The following is a 15,575-nucleotide window of genomic DNA, read 5'->3' on the forward strand; positions in this document are numbered from 1 at the left end:
CCTATTCGTCCCAGTGCATCACGTCCCACGTTCGCGCGGCAGCATCCGCGCGCAGCCAGACGCCCCCCCCTGTCGGTACGGATCGCGACAGCAATGTATCGAGCGGCACGCGCAACACATGCGATGCAAACGCGCGGATCACGCCCGCATGCGTGACGACCCACTGCGGCCGGTCGAACTGCGCCACTGCGTCGGCTCGCCGCGCAACCCGCGCGGCAAACCGCGCAACGCTTTCGCCGCCATGCGCGCACGCATGCATCAGGTCGGCCGCCCACGCATCGAGCGCCGCGCGATCGATATCGTCCCAGCGCCGCATTTCCCACGCGCCGAAATCCATTTCCTGCCAGTCCGCGTCGCGCCGCAACGGCACGTCGCATGCCTGCGCGAGCCGTTCGGCCACCGACGCGCAGCGCGTCAGCGGGCTCGTCCAGACCTGTTCGGGAAGCGGCGCGCCGATAGCAGACAGATGCGTACGCACCGCCTTCGCCCCGGCCTCGGCCGGCGTGGCGAGCGGCACGTCGCTGCGTCCGTAGCAGATGCCCGGCTCGATGCCGACGGCCGGATGACGAATCAGGACGACGTCCATCCGAGCACCACGAGATAGATCGCCAGTTCGCACAGTTGCTGCGTGAAGCCAAGACAGTCGCCCGTATAGCCGCCGATCCGCTTCACGAAATAGCGGGCGGCCCACGCGCGCACGAGCACGAGCGCAACGCATGCGGCGACACCCATGCGCCAGTCGGGCCAGAACAGCCAGGGCAATCCGAACAGCGCCGCGACACATGCCGCGCGTGCGCCCATCCGTTGCGCGACCGGCTTCGCCTTGCCTTCGGGCCGCACGTAGTCGAGCGTCATCAGCAGGCTCACCGCCGCCGCGCGGCTCGCCGCGTGCGCGGCGATCATCGTCCACGCGGCGCGCAACGGCAACATGGACGCAAGCGCCTGCCATTTCACGCCGAGCGAGATCACGAGCGCGACCGCGCCGAACGTGCCGATCCGCGAGTCGTGCATGATGCGCAGCACGTCGTCGCGCGTATAGCCGCCGCCGAACGCATCGCAGCTGTCGGCCAGGCCGTCCTCGTGGAAGGCGCCCGTGGCGAGCAGCGTCGCTGCCATCGACAACCCGACCGCGATCGACGGCGGCAGCGCGCGCAGCGCAGCGAGATACACGAGCGCGCCCCACACGCCCACGCATGCGCCGACGAGCGGGAAATAGCGCGCGGCCTGGTCGAGATCGCCGGCCGCGTAGCCGATCGCGCGCGGCACGGGCACGCGCGTGAAATAGCCGAGCGCGACGAAGAAGTAGCGCAGTTCGGCCCGCACGCCGCGCGCGCGATCAGGCGTCACGATTGTCGACGCCGGCGGACTCGAAGCTCGCCATCTCCGTGAGGAAGGCGGCGGCCGCCCGCACGAGCGGCAGCGCGAGCGCGGCACCGGTGCCTTCGCCCAGCCGCAGGTCCAGCGCGAGCAGCGGCTTCGCGCCGAAATGCTCGAGCATGCGCCGGTGCCCGGCCTCGTGCGACGTATGCGAGAACACGCAGTAGTCGCGCACGCCGGGCGCGATGCGCTCGGCAACCAGCAGCGCTGCCGTCGCGATGAAGCCGTCGACGAGGATCGTCATCCGCTCGCTCGCGGCCGCGAGATACGCGCCCGTCATCATCGCGATCTCGAAGCCGCCGAACGTCGCGAGCACATCGAGCGGCGCGATCGCGTGCGAGTGCTTGACGAGCGCACGGCCGAGCACCGCGCGCTTGTGCGCGAGACCCTGGTCGTCGAGGCCCGTGCCGCGCCCGACGCACGCGTCGATCGGCACGCCGAGCAGGCGGCTCATCAGGCACGCGGCCGACGACGTGTTCGCGATTCCCATCTCGCCGAAGCCGATCACGTTCGTGCCGAGCGACGCATGCAGGCGCACGCGCGCCGCGCCGGCGGCGAGCGCCGTCATCGCCTCGTCGCGCGTCATCGCCGGCTCTGCGGCGAAGTTGCGCGTCCCGCGTGCGACCGGCAGCGACACGAGCCGGTCGGACAGCGGCAGCGGCGACGCAACCCCCGCATCGACGATCTCGAGCGTGCTTTGCGCCACGCCCGAAAACGCGTTGATCGCCGCGCCGCCGGCGAGGAAGTTCGCGACCATCTGCGCGGTCACCGCTTGCGGATAAGGACTCACGCCCTCGGCGGCAATCCCGTGATCGCCGGCAAACACGATCATCACGGGACGCTGCAGGACCGGCCGCTCGGTGTGCTGGATCAGGCCGATCTGCAACGCGACCGCCTCGAGCTGACCGAGGCTGCCGGGCGGCTTGGTCTTGTGGTCGATCACGTGCTGCAGGCGCTTGCGCAGCACCTCGTCGAGCGGCGCGATCGCGGGCGGGAAGGGGGTCGGGGTCGTCATCGAAAAGCCGTGTCGTTGGCGCGGTGTGCGCCGCGCATCGGAAAGGAAAAGGTCATTGTCGCTCGGGCCACGCCGGCAGCAGCGCATCGCGGCCGTTCTCGCGGATCAGCACGAGCGGATAGCCGAACGCGTCGCTCGCGCGCTCGGGCGTCAGCACGTCGTGCACGGGGCCGGCCCACGCGTGGCTGCGGCCGTCGAGCAACAGCGCATGCGTCGCGAAACGCCGCGCGAGATTGAGATCATGGCACGAGAACAGCACCGTGCGCGGGCCCGCGTCGACCCATGCGGCCAGCGCGGTCAGGCAATCGATCTGGTGATGCAGGTCGAGATGCGCGAGCGGCTCGTCGAGCAGCATCGACGGCGCGTCCTGGCACAGCGTCGCGGCCAGCGCGACGCGCTGCCGCTCGCCGCCCGACAGCGACAGCACGTCGCGCGACGCGAGCGCGGTCAGGTCGAATGTCGCCAGCGCGTCGCGCGCGGCCGCGTGGTCGCCATCGCGCTCCCAGCCCCAGCCGCCGAGATACGGAAAGCGGTTGAGCAGCACCGTGTCGAACACGGTCGCGCTGAATGCGTCGTGCAGTTGCTGCGGCATCAGCGCGCGGCGCTGCGCGAGCTGCTCGGGTGGCCATGCGGCAAGCGGCCGGCCGTCGATCTCGACGTGTCCGCCGGCCGGCGGCTGCAGCCCCGCGAGGGTCGCGAGCAGCGTCGTCTTGCCCGCGCCGTTCGGCCCGGCAACGCACCAGATCTCGCCGGGCCGAAACACCTGGGTGAAGCCGTCGAGCAGCGTACGCGCGCCGGCCTTCAGCGTCAGGCCGACGGCCGCGTAGTTCATGTCGCCGGCCGTGGCGTGCAGTGCGGCCCCCGTCATCGCATCGGCCTCCTCAACAACATCCACAGGAACACCGGCACGCCGATCAGCGCGGTCATCACGCCGACCGGCAGTTGCGCGGGCGCAATCACGGTGCGTGCGAGCAGGTCGGCCGCCATCACGCCGCCGCCGCCCGCGAGCATCGCGGCCGGCAGCAGCATGCGCTGGTCGTTGCCGAAGGCGAGCCGCAGCGCATGCGGCACGACGAGGCCGACGAAGCCGATCGTGCCGGCCGTCGTCACCGCGGCCGCGGCGGCCAGCGACGCGACGAGATAGATCCGCACGCGCAGGCGCGCAACGGGCACGCCGAGCGCGAGCGCGGTCGCGTCGCCGCGCAGCAGCACGTTCAGTTGCGGCGCGGCCGGCAGCGCGACGCAGGCGGCCAGCAACAACGCACCCCACGCGAACCACGGCGCGGTCACGCCGTTCAGGTCGCCGGTCAGCCAAAAGATGATTCCGCGCAACCGTGCATCGGGCGCGAGCGACAGCAGCAGCGTGACGATCGCGCCCCACCCCGCCGCGATCACGACGCCCGTGAGCAGCAAACGCGGCGATGCGTCGCGCGAATCGCCGCGCCCCAGCTCGCGGCGCGCGAGACCGAGCACGAGTGCGACCGACACGATCGAGCCGGCGAACGCCGACGCATCGACGAGCCACCACGCGCCGCCCGCGATCATCGCGACGAGCGCGAAGCCGGCCGCGCCACCCGACACGCCGAGTACGTACGGCTCCGCGAGCGGATTGCGCAACAGTACCTGCAGCAGTGCGCCGGCCAGCGCGAGCAACGCGCCGCATGCGAAGCCGGCGAGCGCGCGCGGCAGGCGCAGCGAGCGAACGATATCGGCGAACAGCGCGTCGCCGCCATGCGGCACGAGCGACGCGAGCGCCTGCCATGGCGACATCGGCACGCTGCCGATCGACAGCGACGCGACGAACAGCAGCGCGACCGCCGCCGCCAGCGCGGCCCAGATCGCGGTGGCGCGCGCGGCGCTCATGCCGCGCACGGCGCCGCACACGACGTACCGCGCCCCCGCTTGCGGCAGCGGGCCGGTCGTGACGTGAGCGCCGCGCGGACGATTGGGGTCAGCATCGAAGAAGGTTCCGTGAAGCATTGCGCGCCCCGCCTCCCCGCAGGCCGCGCGTCACGAAGCCCGTGCGGGCTCCCCGTCTCGGCCGGTATCCGGGCTGGCGGCGGTCCGGCTCGCCTTCCCGCGCGATGACGCGCAGTGGCCCGCGTCCGCATGCAGGAGCTGCACGCGAAACGCGCCCGAGCCGGCCTGCGTCACGAGACGCGGCCGCTTACCGTTGCGGGGGCAGCGCAGGTTGGCAGGCTTCCGGCGCCCGCGCCCTGCTTCCCGTTTAACCGCGCGTTCCACGCGCGAGCACCGAGGCGGCGCCAGTTTAGGAGCGGGTCGCGCGAGCGTCAAGGAAGCGTCCGGACACGCACGGGACGCGCTGATTCGCGGCAAGAAGCAGGGGTGTTACGACTGGAAACGTTACAGATGTCGGATTGCGCGTTATTCCGCGCTAAAATGCTGGGTCTTTAGAGGACGCAGCAAATGCTCAACGAACTCGAAACCCTATCTCAAAATATTGGCCGTCTGATTTCGCTGAACAAGCGCTATCACTCGGAACGGCTCGCGCTCGAGGAGCAGGTCGCGCAATTGCGCGCGGATGCGGACGCTGTCCGCGCGGAACTCGCGCAACTGCGCGATGAACGCAATGCACTTGCGGCCGAGCGTGACACGCTGTCGGCAAAGATCGACGACGCCCAGGTGAAACTGAACGCGATTCTCGAAAAGCTGCCGCGCTCGAAAAATGCGGAGCAAGCCGACAACCAGCTCGACCTGCTGGATGCGCAGGCGCGTACGGATGGCGATGACGCGGCCAGCCATGGAGAACATGCATGAGCACCAAGCAGATCGAAGTCTCGATTCTCGGTCAGGCCTATCGGCTCGCCTGCTCGGCCGAGACCGAAGCGGCACTGCTCGAAGCGGTCGCGCGCGTGGACGCCGAAATGTCGAAAATCCGCTCGAACAGCTCGGTACGCGGCACCGATCGCATCGCCGTGATGGCGGCGCTGTCGCTCGCGTCCGAATTGCTGCGGCTGCAAACGAGCGTGCGGCACGGTGAAGCATTTCCCGCGGAGGAAATCCGTCGTACAATGCACCAGATGAACGAACAGCTCGGCGCGGTGCTCGCACAGCACGAGACGCAGTAACGTTTCAATCGATGCGTCGATTCCCCTTGATCTCGGCGATCAACGGTGGTCAAATTGGCGCATCGAATCACAGTTCAGTCAGCTTCCCTGCCTGGTTCGCCAAGGTCATATATTCCTTGAACCAATGCCATGTGCACGGTTGCGGAAATTTGTAGCACGGGCGCGCGCGTCACTCTGTCTGATGTACCCGAAGTGCTGCTAACTGCGACCAATTCTGAACCTCAGGTTCAGGATGCCGGCCTAGCGGCCAAGGCGGGGGCCTATCCAACGGCATCGGGCGAAGCCCGGTGCCGTTTTCTTTTGTAGCAGCCTCTTTCTGCGTCGATCACGATCCATGCAATACTGGCTGATGAAGTCCGAACCGGACGAAGCAAGCATCGACGATCTCGCCAACGCACCGCAGCGCTCGCTGCCGTGGACCGGCGTGCGCAACTATCAGGCGCGCAATTTCATGCGCGACACGATGAAGATCGGCGACGGCGTGCTGTTCTATCACTCGAGCTGCCCCGAGCCGGGCATCGCGGGCCTCGCCGAAGTGTCGTCGACGCCCTACCCCGACCCCACGCAGTTCGATCCGACAAGCCCCTATTACGACCCGAAGTCGACGCAGGAAGCACCGCGCTGGCTGCTCGTCGACGTGCGCTACGTGAAAAAGACGCCGCTCGTGCCGCTTGCGGCGCTGCGCGAACACGACGAACTCGCCGACATGCGCGTGCTCGCGCGCGGCAACCGGCTGTCGATCACGCCGGTCACGCGCGCCGAATGGCGCTTCATCACCGAAAAGCTGATGAAGTAGGCGCACGCCAAAGGTCAAATCTGGTCAGGATGCACTGCCGCAACGGAACTCGCGGCACGTTCGCGCGGCCTAAGCAACCGCTGTCGGCCGATCGGGCCGGCTGTCGTTTTTTTTGTCGCGCGGTACGCCCGCGTCGTGCACGCGCAATCCGCGTGCACGCCCTCGCACCAGGAGTCCAACAATGACCAAGAAATCCGCACTCGCGCTGTCGCTCGCCCTTGCCGCCGCCGTTCCCGCCGCGCTGACGCTCGCGTCGACCGCCGCGCACGCGCAAACCGCGAACCCGCACTTTCCGGAGCCGGCAGGCGTGCTGTCGCTGTCGTCGCAGGCCAGCGCGGACGTGCCGCAGGACATCATCCACATCACGCTGTTCTACGAGCAGCAGGCCAAGGATCCAGGCAGCCTCACCGCGCAATTGAACCAGCGCGCCGATGCAGCGCTGTCGCAGGCGAAGGGCGTATCGGGCGTCACTGCACACACGGGCGCATTCTCCGTGTACCCGAGCACCGATCGTGACGGCAAGATCTCCGCATGGCGCGGTCGTACTGAAGTGGCGCTCGAATCGCGCGATTTCGCTGCCGCGTCGAAGCTTGCGGGCCAGTTGTCGAACCTGATGCAGGTCGCGAACGTCGAGTTCTCGCTGTCGCCCGAAGCGCAGCGCGCGGCCGAGCAAAAGCTGACGACCGAAGCGATCAAGTCGTTCCGCGCCCGCGCCGACGAAGCCGCGAAGGCATTCGGTTACGGCAGCTACACGATCCGCGACGTGAACGTCGGCGGCGGCCGCAACGTACAGCCGTACCCGCGCATGATGGCGATGGCCGCGGCGCCGATGGACAGCGCGAAGATGAGCGCGCCGATCGCGGTCGAAGGCGGCAAGGCCACCGTGTCGGTCACCGTCAACGGCTCCGTGCAGATGAAGTAACGCGCAGCGCACGGCAGTCCGAAATGAAAAACGCCGGCCCGAGGGCCGGCGTTTTGCGTTGACCTGCATGGCGCCGATGCACGCGCCGATCGCACGTGCATCGACATCGCGTCACGCAGCGGCATGCGCCGCGCGGCGGCGATACGCCCAGACCATCAGCGCGACGCCCGCGAGGATCATCGGCAGCGACAGCCACTGCCCCATCGACAGGCCCAGCGCGAGCAGGCCGAGGAAGTCGTCGGGCTCGCGCGCGAACTCGACCGTGAAACGTGCGAGGCCGTAGCCGATCAGGAACAGCGCGGACACGGCGCCCATCGGCCGCGACTTGCGCGCGAAGAAGAACAGCGCGAAGAACAGCGCGATGCCTTCGAGCGCGATTTCATAGAGCTGCGAAGGATGGCGCGGCAGCATCTGGTATTGCATGAACACGTCGGCAAGATGCCACTTCTCGACGAGCTCCGGATGCTTCGGCAACCATGCCGCATCGTCGCGCATCGCGCCCGGGAACAGCATCGCCCACGGTGCCGAAGGGTCGGTCACGCGGCCCCACAGCTCACCGTTGATGAAGTTGCCGAGCCGGCCGGCCGCGAGCCCCGTCGGCACCATCGGCGCGACGAAGTCGGTGACCTGCAGCCAGTGGCGCTTGCGCTGCCACGCGAACAACATCATCGCGAGCGTCACGCCGAGGAAGCCACCGTGAAACGACATGCCGCCTTCCCACACCTTGAATACGTCGAGCGGATGCGAGAAGTAGAAATCGGCCTTGTAGAACAGCACATAGCCGAGCCGGCCGCCGAGCACGGTGCCGAGCACGCCGTAGAACATCATGTCGTCGATGTCCTTCGCGGTCCAGCCCTGCGCCGCGACGTGCGGCAGCTTCAGCCGGATCCGGCCGACGACGATCGCCGCGATGAAGCCGACGAGATACATGAGCCCGTACCAGCGCACGGCCAGCGGCCCGAGATGGATCGCAACGGGGTCGAAATTCGGGTGAATGATCATGGGTTAGCGAAGAAGTTTTCGAATGCGGTACGGCCGTCGCAAACGCGCCGCACCGCGCGTTGGACGGCACCGGCGCGTCATCGTTCACGTCACGTGGCGAGGCCCTGCGCGCGCACGACATCGATGAAGCCGGCCAGCACGGGGCTCACGTCACCGGTGCGCCACACGAGGCCTGTCTCGACGACCGGCGCGTGATCGGCAAGCGGCCGGTAGACCACGCCGGTGCGCCGCAGGTTACGCAGCGATTGCGGCACCAGTGCGACGCCCATGCCGGCCGACACGAGGCTGACGATCGTCTGCATCTGGATCGCCTCCTGGCCGATGTGCGGCGTTGCCCCCGCCGCGCCGTAGCAGCCCGTAATGATGTCATAAAAGCCGGGTGCCAGACGACGCGGAAAGATCACGAGCGGCAACGCGGCAACCTCGGCGAGACGGACGGGCTCGTCTTCCGGCGCATCGCTCGCCGCCGCCGGCATCGCCACCACCAGCGGCTCGCGCATGACGGGCAGGTACGACAGCCCGGCCGCGTGGCGCGGCGGCACGGGCGGAATGACGAGCCCCGCGTCGATGCGCCCCGCGACGAGCTCGTCGATCTGCACGTCGCTCGTCGCCTCCGCGAGTTGCAGCCGCACCTGCGGATAGCGCGCACCGAACGCCCGCAGCAGCGCGGGCAGCAGCCCGTAATCGGCGGTCGACACGAACGCGAGCGACAGCGAGCCGGCCTCGCCGCGCGCGAGCCGTCGCGCCAGCGGCGGCAACGCATCGGCCGCTGCAAGCAGCCGGCGCACGTCCGGCAGCAGCGCCGCCCCGACCGCCGTCAGCGCCACCGAGCGCTTGGTGCGCGCGAACAGCGCGACGCCGAGCGCATCCTCGAGCGCACGGATCGCCTGCGACAGCGGCGGCTGCGTCATCGACAGGCGTTCGGCCGCGCGGCCGAAATGGCGCTCGTCGGCGACGGTCACGAAATAGCGCCACTGGCGCAGGTCGGGAGTCGGATCGGCCATGGCTCTCTCATTCGAAGAACGACTTAATAAGCGACAAATAATATATTGGACATCCCAATCCGGACACTCCATGCTTGACTGATCCGTACCGGCTCGCCGCTCGACGGCGTTGCCCAGACAACGATGGAGTCCCCCATGGCTTACAACCGTCGCTCGAAGCACATCACGCAAGGCGTGGCCCGCTCGCCGAACCGCTCGATGTATTACGCACTCGGCTACCAGAAGGACGATTTCGACAAGCCGATGATCGGCATCGCGAACGGCCATTCGACGATCACGCCGTGCAATTCCGGCCTGCAGCGCCTGTCGGACGCGGCCGTCGCGGCCGTGAAGGCGGCCGATGCGAACCCGCAGATCTTCGGCACGCCGACGATTTCGGACGGCATGTCGATGGGCACCGAAGGCATGAAGTACTCGCTCGTGTCGCGCGAGGTGATCGCCGACTGCATCGAGACCTGCGTGCAGGGGCAATGGATGGACGGCGTGGTGGTGGTCGGCGGCTGCGACAAGAACATGCCGGGCGGGATGATCGCGCTCGCGCGCCTGAACGTGCCGGGCATCTACGTGTATGGCGGCACGATCCGCCCCGGCAACTGGAAAGGCCGGGACCTGACGATCGTGTCGTCGTTCGAGGCGGTCGGCGAGTTCACCGCGGGCCGGATGTCGCAGGAGGATTTCGAAGGCGTCGAGCAGAACGCCTGCCCGACGTCGGGGTCGTGCGGCGGCATGTACACCGCGAACACGATGAGCTCGTCGTTCGAGGCGCTCGGGATGTCGCTGCTGTACTCGTCGACGATGGCGAACCCCGACCAGGAGAAGGTCGATTCGGCTGCCGAATCGGCGCGCGTGCTCGTCGAAGCCGTGAAGCGCGACCTGAAGCCGCGCGACATCATCACGAAGGCGTCGATCGAGAACGCGGTGTCGGTGATCATGGCGACGGGCGGCTCGACCAATGCGGTGCTGCACTACCTCGCGATCGCGCACGCGGCCGAGGTCGACTGGACGATCGAGGACTTCGAGCGCATCCGCAAGCGCGTGCCCGTGATCTGCGACCTGAAGCCGTCGGGGAAGTACGTCGCGACCGACCTGCACCGGGCCGGCGGGATTCCGCAGGTGCTGAAGCTCCTGCTCGACGCGGGGCTGCTGCACGGCGACTGCATGACGATCACCGGCCGCACGCTCGCCGACGAGCTGAAGGACGTGCCGAGCGTGCCGCGCGCGGACCAGGACGTGATCTTCCCGATCGACCGCGCGTTGTACAAGGAAGGCCACCTCGCCATCCTGAAGGGCAATCTCGCGGAAGACGGCGCGGTCGCGAAGATCACCGGCCTGAAGAACCCGGTGATCACGGGCCCGGCACGCGTGTTCGACGACGAGCAAAGCGCGATGGATGCGATTCTCGGCGACCGGATCCGCGCCGGCGACATCCTCGTGCTGCGCTACCTCGGCCCGAAGGGCGGCCCCGGCATGCCGGAAATGCTCGCGCCGACGTCGGCGATCATCGGCAAGGGGCTCGGCGAATCGGTCGGCTTCATCACGGACGGCCGCTTCTCGGGCGGCACCTGGGGGATGGTGGTCGGCCACGTTGCGCCCGAGGCGTTCGTCGGCGGCACGATCGCGCTCGTGGAAGAGGGTGACTCCATCACGATCGACGCGCATCGGCTGCTGCTGCAACTGAACGTCGACGATGCGGAACTCGCGCGCCGCCGCGCCGCATGGCAACAGCCGGCGCCACGCTACACGCGCGGCGTGCTCGCGAAATTCGCGGCGCTCGCCCGCCCGGCGAACCAGGGCGCCGTTACGGGTTGATCCGGGCACGTCAAGCCATGCGACCCCGATAAACATGGCCGCCGGGGAACGCGCAAAACGCGCTTTCCCTTTGCTTCTATAATGCGCGGACCATGTAGCCGGCCGTCCCCGCCGGCGGAGAACCGCATGAAACACTCGATATTGCGCGTCCTGCTCGCCACCTTGCTGATCGGCAGCGGGGCAGCGGCGCGCGCCGACCAGGCCGACGGGCTCGCGCTGGCCCAGCGCAAGAACTGCATGGCCTGCCACGCGATCGGCAAGCCGCTGATGGGCCCGTCGTTCCACGACATCGCCGGCAAGTATGCGCCGCGCGGCGACGCCGTCGATTACCTTGCCCAGTCGATCGTGAAAGGCAGCGTCGGCGTATGGGGCGGCGTGCCGATGCCCGCCAATACGCAACTGACGAACAGCGAAGCCCACACGCTCGCGCAATGGGTGCTGTCGGTGCGCTGATCCGAACGCCCGGGCCGAATAGCCAACCTGCCGGATTCCGGCGACTGGCGGGCATATCCGACTCACCCGTGCAGTACCCCGCCGGTAGCTTCACCGGCCTTTACTGGAATCGCACCCCGCTTTTCAGCGAAACGCCCGTTGCTTAGCCGGAATGACCGGCGCGGCGTCGTGCGATCTCTTCGTCGACCGCGTCGCGGACCCAGTCCATCACCTCGGTTTCCAGCGCCAGCGCCACTTCGCGCGTGATCTGGCCGACCAGCCAGGCCGAGTGCTCATGCAGCGCATCGCGACAGCGGGCTTCGATCGCGTCGCGCCCTTCCCCAGTAAGATAGTTCGTCAGGCGATTGCGCAGGCGCTCGGCGATGTGCTGTGCATCTTCCGGCGTCAGCCCGGCTGCAGCCTGCGCTTCCGGCTGCAGCGCAGCGACTGGTACGACGGCCTCCGGCAGGTGCACTTCACGCGCGTGCCCCACCGCCTCGTGCGCCACCGCTACGAACGCGGGTAGCGGCACATCGGCGTCGGCCAGCGACGATTGCAGCGGCGCGCGCATTGCCGCCGAATCTTCGGCGACCACGTGCTCCGCGGCGCCGGGTTCGGCCGGCGCGTCGGTCTCGCCCATCGCTGCCGCGGCAACCGTCGCCACGTCGCCCGGCAGTTCGACCCCCGGCACGTGCGGCGTCGGCACGCATTCGACCACGACGGAATCGGGGTCGCGTTCACTTTGGATGGAATCGGCCGGCGCCGCATCTGCGGCGTGCGGCACGACCACGTCGGTGAGCACCGGAATCGCCGCGTTGGCCGCCGGCTGCGGTACGTCTGGCGCGGGCGAGCGCGCTGGCACCGGCTTGCCCGGCACCAGCACGTCGGTCAGCGTCGGGATCGAGGATGAATCGGCTTCGGTCACGGGAACACTCCGTTGACGGTTGCGGCTAGCTGCCCTGCTTGTAGTTGTTCAGCGCGTAACCGCGGTCGCGGTAGAACCGGTAGCGATCGCGGCCCGCGGCCAGCTCGTCCGGCGCATTGCCGACCACTTCGAGCAGGCGCTCGAAGCGGGCGAACTGCGCGGGCACGGCTGCGCCGAGATTCAGCAGCACGTGATGATGCGGCGCGCGGTCGAGATCCGCGGCCAGCACGATCGGCGTGCCGGCGGCGTGCTCGCTGTCGACACCGCAATGCGGGATGAAATCGAGCGGCGAGAACGTCCAGAGCCGCTCGTCGAGCGCGCGCAGGCGCGCGGGCTCGGCGAGCACGACGACCGGCTGCCCGGCCAGGTAGGCCTTGCGCAGCAGCCGGCACGCGTACGCGAGCGAATCGCCGACGTTCGAGTGGAAATCGATCCGCGTCATTGCCCGCGTACCCGCAGCGTCGTCAACACCGCCATCACTGGCCGGCGCGGTCGATCAGGAACTGCGCGAGCAGCGGCACCGGACGGCCCGTCGCGCCCTTCGCCGCGCCACCCTTCCATGCGGTGCCCGCGATGTCGAGGTGGGCCCACGGATAGCTGTCGGTGAAGCGCGACAGGAAGCACGCGGCCGTCACGGCGCCGGCCGGACGCCCGCCAATGTTCGCGAGATCCGCGAAGTTCGACTTCAGCTGATCCTGGTACTCGTCGTCGAGCGGCATGCGCCATGCCGGGTCGTTCGCCTCGCGCGACGCGTCGAGCAGCTCGCCCGCGAGCGCGTCGTCCGTCGAGAACAGGCCGCTGTTGTGGCCGCCCAGCGCGATCACGCACGCGCCCGTCAGCGTGGCAACGTCGATCACCGCAGCCGGCTTGAAGCGCTCGGCATACGTGAGCGCGTCGCACAGGATCAGACGGCCTTCGGCGTCGGTGTTCAGCACCTCGATCGTCAGGCCCTTCATGCTGGTGACGATGTCGCCCGGCTTCGTCGCGTTGCCGCCCGGCATGTTCTCGCAGGTCGGCACGATCGCGACGACGTTGATCTTCAGGCCCATCTCGGCGACCGCACGCATCGTGCCCAGCACGGAACCCGCGCCGCACATGTCGTACTTCATCTCGTCCATGCCCTCGCCCGGCTTCAGCGAGATGCCGCCCGTGTCGAACGTGATGCCCTTGCCGACCAGCACGACCGGCGCGGCCTTCGCCGCGGCGCCCTGGTAGTGCAGCACGATGAACTGCGGCGGCTCGACCGACGCGCGCGCGACCGACAGGAACGAGCCCATCTTCAGCGCCTGGATCTGCTTGAGCCCGAGCACTTCGGCCTTCAGGCCCCAATCCTTCGCGATCTTCTTCGCGGTGTTGCCGAGGTAGGTCGGCGTGCAGACGTTGCCCGGCAGGTTGCCGAGGTCGCGGGTGAGATCCATCCCGTTCGCGAGCGCGACGGCCTGCTTGACCGCGACCTTCGCGGCCTTTTCGTCGGACGGATCGACGCTGAACACGACGCGCTTGAGCGTGTGCGACGCCAGCTCCGGCTTGCTCTTCATCTGCGTGAAGCGGTAGGTCTCGTTGCGCAGCGCGAGGATTGCCGCGCGCACGCCCCAGTCGGAGCTGCGCTCGTCGACCGGCAGTTGCGCGAGCGTGAACGTGACCTGGACGACCTTGGTCGCCAGCAGCGCGCGCCATGCGGCCGTCACGGCATCGTTATAGGCTTTCTGATTGAAAGCATCCTGCTTGCCGAGGCCGACGAGCAGCACGCGCGACGCGCCGATGCCCGACACTTCGTGCAGGAACAGCGTCTTGCCGCGCTTGCCGTCCATGTCGCCGGCCTTGATCACGCGCGAAATCAGCCCCTTGGTGGCCGTGTCGATATCGAGCGCCGCGCCCGACAGGGTCTGCGCCTCGAAGATGCCGAGCACGATGCAGTCGGACTTCCCGGTCAGGAACCCCTTCGCCTCGCCTTTGCTCCAATCACAGCCTTTTATGCTAAAGTCCATCGCGCTTGTCCTCGGATAAAATCTGGGCTAAGGATGAAAGCCGCAATTATCCGCTATTTTTCCCGTGGCGGCGCGAGCGCTCCACCACGCGTGCGCAGCCTCCCGCCCTCTTCTCATCAAGAATGATCTTCGAACGCTCCCTCCAGCGCGAGCTTGCGTATACGGCTGGCGCCGTGTTCATGGTGCTGCTCACGATCATGCTCACGACGATGATGATCCGCATCGTCGGCTACGCCGCGTCCGGTGAAATCGATCCGCGGGACGTCCTCGTGCTGATCGGCCTCACCGTGATCGGCTACCTCGCCGTGATGCTCGTCGTCACGCTGTTCGTGTCGATCCTGTTCGTGCTGACCCGGTGGTACCGGGACTCCGAAATGGTCGTGTGGCTCGCGTCCGGCGTGAGCCTCACGCGCCTCATCAAGCCGATCGGCGTGTTCGCCACGCCGATCATCCTGCTGATCGCCTTCTTCGCGTTCGTCGGCTGGCCGTGGTCGAACCAGCAAAGCAAGATGATCAAGGCGCGCTTCCAGCAGCGCGACGAGATCTCGCTGCTCGCGCCGGGCCAGTTCCGCGAATCGGCCTCGAACCACCGCGTGTTCTTCATCGAGAAGATGACGCCCGACCAGAGCAAGGTGCAGAACGTGTTCGTGACCTCGACCGAGAACGGCAAGGTCAACGTGGTCGTGTCGCAGACGGGGCACACGGAAACGCGCGACGGCAGCCGCTTCGTGGTCCTTGAGGACGGCCGCCGCTACGACGGCACGCCCGGCCAGCCGAATTTCAAGATCATGGAGTTCGAGCGCTATGGCGTGAAGATCACGAGCACCCCGGTCACCAACGTGCAGACCACCAACAGCACGCCGACGCCGGACCTGCTGCGCAACCCGACGAACGACAACCTCGCGGAATTCGCGTGGCGCGCGGGGCTGCCGCTGATCGCGATCAACCTGATGGTGCTCGGCATTCCGCTGTCGTACCAGAACCCGCGCCGCAGCCGCACGATCAACCTCGTGATGGCCGTGCTGATCTACCTCACGTACTCGAACCTGCTGAACGTGGTGCAGTCGCAGATCGAGCAGGGCAAGATGTCGTTCGCAGTCGGCCTCGTTGGCCTGCATCTGGTCGTCGCGGCGATCGTCGCGTTCATCTTCTGGTTGCGCGTGCGCAATCGTCCGCTGTTTACACGCGCGCTGTTCGGCCGCTCGGGAGCATGATC

General features: G+C 68.0%; 17 protein-coding genes, 1 other RNA gene and 1 riboswitch. Of the genes, 8 read left to right on the forward strand and 10 right to left on the reverse strand.

The annotated features are described in order from the left end of the window. Position 1 precedes the first annotated feature (1 nt). From cobC to LGM56_RS26100, 5 genes are read right to left on the reverse strand one after another with little or no spacing between them, the layout of a single operon-like run. Positions 2-586: an alpha-ribazole phosphatase gene (gene cobC / locus LGM56_RS26080; protein ID WP_226207123.1), complete on the reverse strand. Its 585-nt coding sequence runs from the start codon at positions 584-586 to the stop codon at positions 2-4. Next, positions 571-1,347 carry an adenosylcobinamide-GDP ribazoletransferase gene (locus LGM56_RS26085; RefSeq protein WP_089495437.1) on the reverse strand — a complete coding sequence of 259 codons (777 nt, stop codon included), beginning with the start codon at positions 1,345-1,347 and terminating at the stop codon, positions 571-573. The genes cobC and LGM56_RS26085 overlap by 16 nt, the downstream gene beginning before the upstream one ends. Beyond that, on the reverse strand, positions 1,337-2,392 hold the full coding sequence (gene cobT / locus LGM56_RS26090) for a nicotinate-nucleotide--dimethylbenzimidazole phosphoribosyltransferase (RefSeq protein WP_089495438.1): 1,056 nt from the start codon (positions 2,390-2,392) through the stop codon (positions 1,337-1,339). Before cobT ends, LGM56_RS26085 begins: the two co-directional genes overlap by 11 nt. Positions 2,393-2,444: 52 nt before the next feature. Beyond that, a complete protein-coding gene (locus LGM56_RS26095; RefSeq protein ID WP_226207124.1) occupies positions 2,445-3,260 on the reverse strand; it encodes an ABC transporter ATP-binding protein in 816 nt (271 codons plus the stop codon). Next, complete coding sequence (locus LGM56_RS26100) at positions 3,257-4,372, reverse strand: FecCD family ABC transporter permease (RefSeq protein WP_226207125.1); 1,116 nt, start codon at positions 4,370-4,372, stop codon at positions 3,257-3,259. Before LGM56_RS26100 ends, LGM56_RS26095 begins: the two co-directional genes overlap by 4 nt. 41 nt (positions 4,373-4,413) lie before the next feature. Beyond that, positions 4,414-4,665: riboswitch (cobalamin riboswitch) on the reverse strand. Between the two features lie 154 nt (positions 4,666-4,819). On the opposite strand from LGM56_RS26100, the gene LGM56_RS26105 reads away from it, so the two are divergent. From LGM56_RS26105 to LGM56_RS26125, 5 genes are all read left to right on the forward strand, one after another. Then, positions 4,820-5,170: an ATPase gene (locus tag LGM56_RS26105; RefSeq protein ID WP_089440812.1), complete on the forward strand. Its 351-nt coding sequence runs from the start codon at positions 4,820-4,822 to the stop codon at positions 5,168-5,170. Beyond that, entirely contained in the window at positions 5,167-5,481 is a 315-nt protein-coding gene (locus LGM56_RS26110) for a cell division protein ZapA (RefSeq protein ID WP_011352906.1), read from the forward strand. The genes LGM56_RS26105 and LGM56_RS26110 overlap by 4 nt, the downstream gene beginning before the upstream one ends. Before the next feature lie 81 nt (positions 5,482-5,562). Then, a non-coding RNA gene (gene ssrS, locus LGM56_RS26115) (6S RNA) lies at positions 5,563-5,744 on the forward strand. A 71-nt stretch (positions 5,745-5,815) separates the two neighbouring features. Beyond that, on the forward strand, positions 5,816-6,277 hold the full coding sequence (locus tag LGM56_RS26120) for an EVE domain-containing protein (protein WP_089495441.1): 462 nt from the start codon (positions 5,816-5,818) through the stop codon (positions 6,275-6,277). Positions 6,278-6,458: 181 nt separating this feature from the next. Beyond that, on the forward strand, positions 6,459-7,199 hold the full coding sequence (locus LGM56_RS26125; RefSeq protein WP_089426114.1) for an SIMPL domain-containing protein: 741 nt from the start codon (positions 6,459-6,461) through the stop codon (positions 7,197-7,199). A 111-nt stretch (positions 7,200-7,310) separates the two neighbouring features. On the opposite strand, the gene lgt is transcribed toward LGM56_RS26125, so the two are convergent. Continuing rightward, the gene (gene lgt, locus LGM56_RS26130; RefSeq protein WP_069248621.1) at positions 7,311-8,201 is read right to left on the reverse strand and encodes a prolipoprotein diacylglyceryl transferase; all 891 of its coding nucleotides are present in this window, start codon (positions 8,199-8,201) and stop codon (positions 7,311-7,313) included. An 89-nt stretch (positions 8,202-8,290) separates the two neighbouring features. After that, positions 8,291-9,205 (reverse strand): LysR substrate-binding domain-containing protein, encoded by a 915-nt coding sequence (locus LGM56_RS26135; protein WP_089495442.1) that lies wholly within the window; start codon positions 9,203-9,205, stop codon positions 8,291-8,293. A gap of 135 nt (positions 9,206-9,340) precedes the next feature. Here LGM56_RS26135 and ilvD point away from each other — a divergent pair, with 135 nt between their 5' ends. Then, positions 9,341-11,014, forward strand: coding sequence for a dihydroxy-acid dehydratase (gene ilvD / locus LGM56_RS26140; RefSeq protein ID WP_226207126.1), 1,674 nt, complete (start codon positions 9,341-9,343; stop codon positions 11,012-11,014). Between the two features lie 126 nt (positions 11,015-11,140). Beyond that, a complete protein-coding gene (locus tag LGM56_RS26145) occupies positions 11,141-11,467 on the forward strand; it encodes a c-type cytochrome (protein ID WP_089426118.1) in 327 nt (108 codons plus the stop codon). Between the two features lie 142 nt (positions 11,468-11,609). On the opposite strand, the gene LGM56_RS26150 is transcribed toward LGM56_RS26145, so the two are convergent. The 3 genes from LGM56_RS26150 to LGM56_RS26160 are packed head-to-tail and all read right to left on the reverse strand — an operon-like array spanning position 11,610 to position 14,359. Next, entirely contained in the window at positions 11,610-12,371 is a 762-nt protein-coding gene (locus LGM56_RS26150; protein WP_226207127.1) for a DUF2486 family protein, read from the reverse strand. Positions 12,372-12,396: 25 nt separating this feature from the next. Further along, a complete protein-coding gene (locus LGM56_RS26155) occupies positions 12,397-12,813 on the reverse strand; it encodes a DNA polymerase III subunit chi (protein WP_039368072.1) in 417 nt (138 codons plus the stop codon). A gap of 34 nt (positions 12,814-12,847) precedes the next feature. After that, on the reverse strand, positions 12,848-14,359 hold the full coding sequence (locus LGM56_RS26160; RefSeq protein ID WP_226207128.1) for a leucyl aminopeptidase: 1,512 nt from the start codon (positions 14,357-14,359) through the stop codon (positions 12,848-12,850). A 122-nt stretch (positions 14,360-14,481) separates the two neighbouring features. On the opposite strand from LGM56_RS26160, the gene lptF reads away from it, so the two are divergent. Continuing rightward, a complete protein-coding gene (gene lptF, locus LGM56_RS26165; RefSeq protein WP_226207129.1) occupies positions 14,482-15,573 on the forward strand; it encodes an LPS export ABC transporter permease LptF in 1,092 nt (363 codons plus the stop codon). The last annotated feature ends 2 nt before the right edge of the window (positions 15,574-15,575 follow it).

Origin of the sequence: Burkholderia sp. AU38729 (assembly GCF_020419725.1) — a bacterium.
Lineage (GTDB): Bacteria > Pseudomonadota > Gammaproteobacteria > Burkholderiales > Burkholderiaceae > Burkholderia.

Bases quoted from the DNA above. Each gene is read 5' to 3' on its own strand.
- cobC (WP_226207123.1), bottom strand. From the start codon at position 586: ATGGACGTCGTCCTGATTCGTCATCCGGCCGTCGGCATCGAGCCGGGC.
- cobT (WP_089495438.1), bottom strand. From the start codon at position 2,392: ATGACGACCCCGACCCCCTTCCCGCCCGCGATCGCGCCGCTCGACGAG.
- LGM56_RS26095 (WP_226207124.1), bottom strand. From the start codon at position 3,260: ATGACGGGGGCCGCACTGCACGCCACGGCCGGCGACATGAACTACGCG.
- LGM56_RS26100 (WP_226207125.1), bottom strand. From the start codon at position 4,372: ATGCTTCACGGAACCTTCTTCGATGCTGACCCCAATCGTCCGCGCGGC.
- LGM56_RS26105 (WP_089440812.1), top strand. From the start codon at position 4,820: ATGCTCAACGAACTCGAAACCCTATCTCAAAATATTGGCCGTCTGATT.
- LGM56_RS26110 (WP_011352906.1), top strand. From the start codon at position 5,167: ATGAGCACCAAGCAGATCGAAGTCTCGATTCTCGGTCAGGCCTATCGG.
- LGM56_RS26120 (WP_089495441.1), top strand. From the start codon at position 5,816: ATGCAATACTGGCTGATGAAGTCCGAACCGGACGAAGCAAGCATCGAC.
- LGM56_RS26125 (WP_089426114.1), top strand. From the start codon at position 6,459: ATGACCAAGAAATCCGCACTCGCGCTGTCGCTCGCCCTTGCCGCCGCC.
- lgt (WP_069248621.1), bottom strand. From the start codon at position 8,201: ATGATCATTCACCCGAATTTCGACCCCGTTGCGATCCATCTCGGGCCG.
- LGM56_RS26135 (WP_089495442.1), bottom strand. From the start codon at position 9,205: ATGGCCGATCCGACTCCCGACCTGCGCCAGTGGCGCTATTTCGTGACC.
- ilvD (WP_226207126.1), top strand. From the start codon at position 9,341: ATGGCTTACAACCGTCGCTCGAAGCACATCACGCAAGGCGTGGCCCGC.
- LGM56_RS26145 (WP_089426118.1), top strand. From the start codon at position 11,141: ATGAAACACTCGATATTGCGCGTCCTGCTCGCCACCTTGCTGATCGGC.
- LGM56_RS26155 (WP_039368072.1), bottom strand. From the start codon at position 12,813: ATGACGCGGATCGATTTCCACTCGAACGTCGGCGATTCGCTCGCGTAC.
- LGM56_RS26160 (WP_226207128.1), bottom strand. From the start codon at position 14,359: ATGGACTTTAGCATAAAAGGCTGTGATTGGAGCAAAGGCGAGGCGAAG.
- lptF (WP_226207129.1), top strand. From the start codon at position 14,482: ATGATCTTCGAACGCTCCCTCCAGCGCGAGCTTGCGTATACGGCTGGC.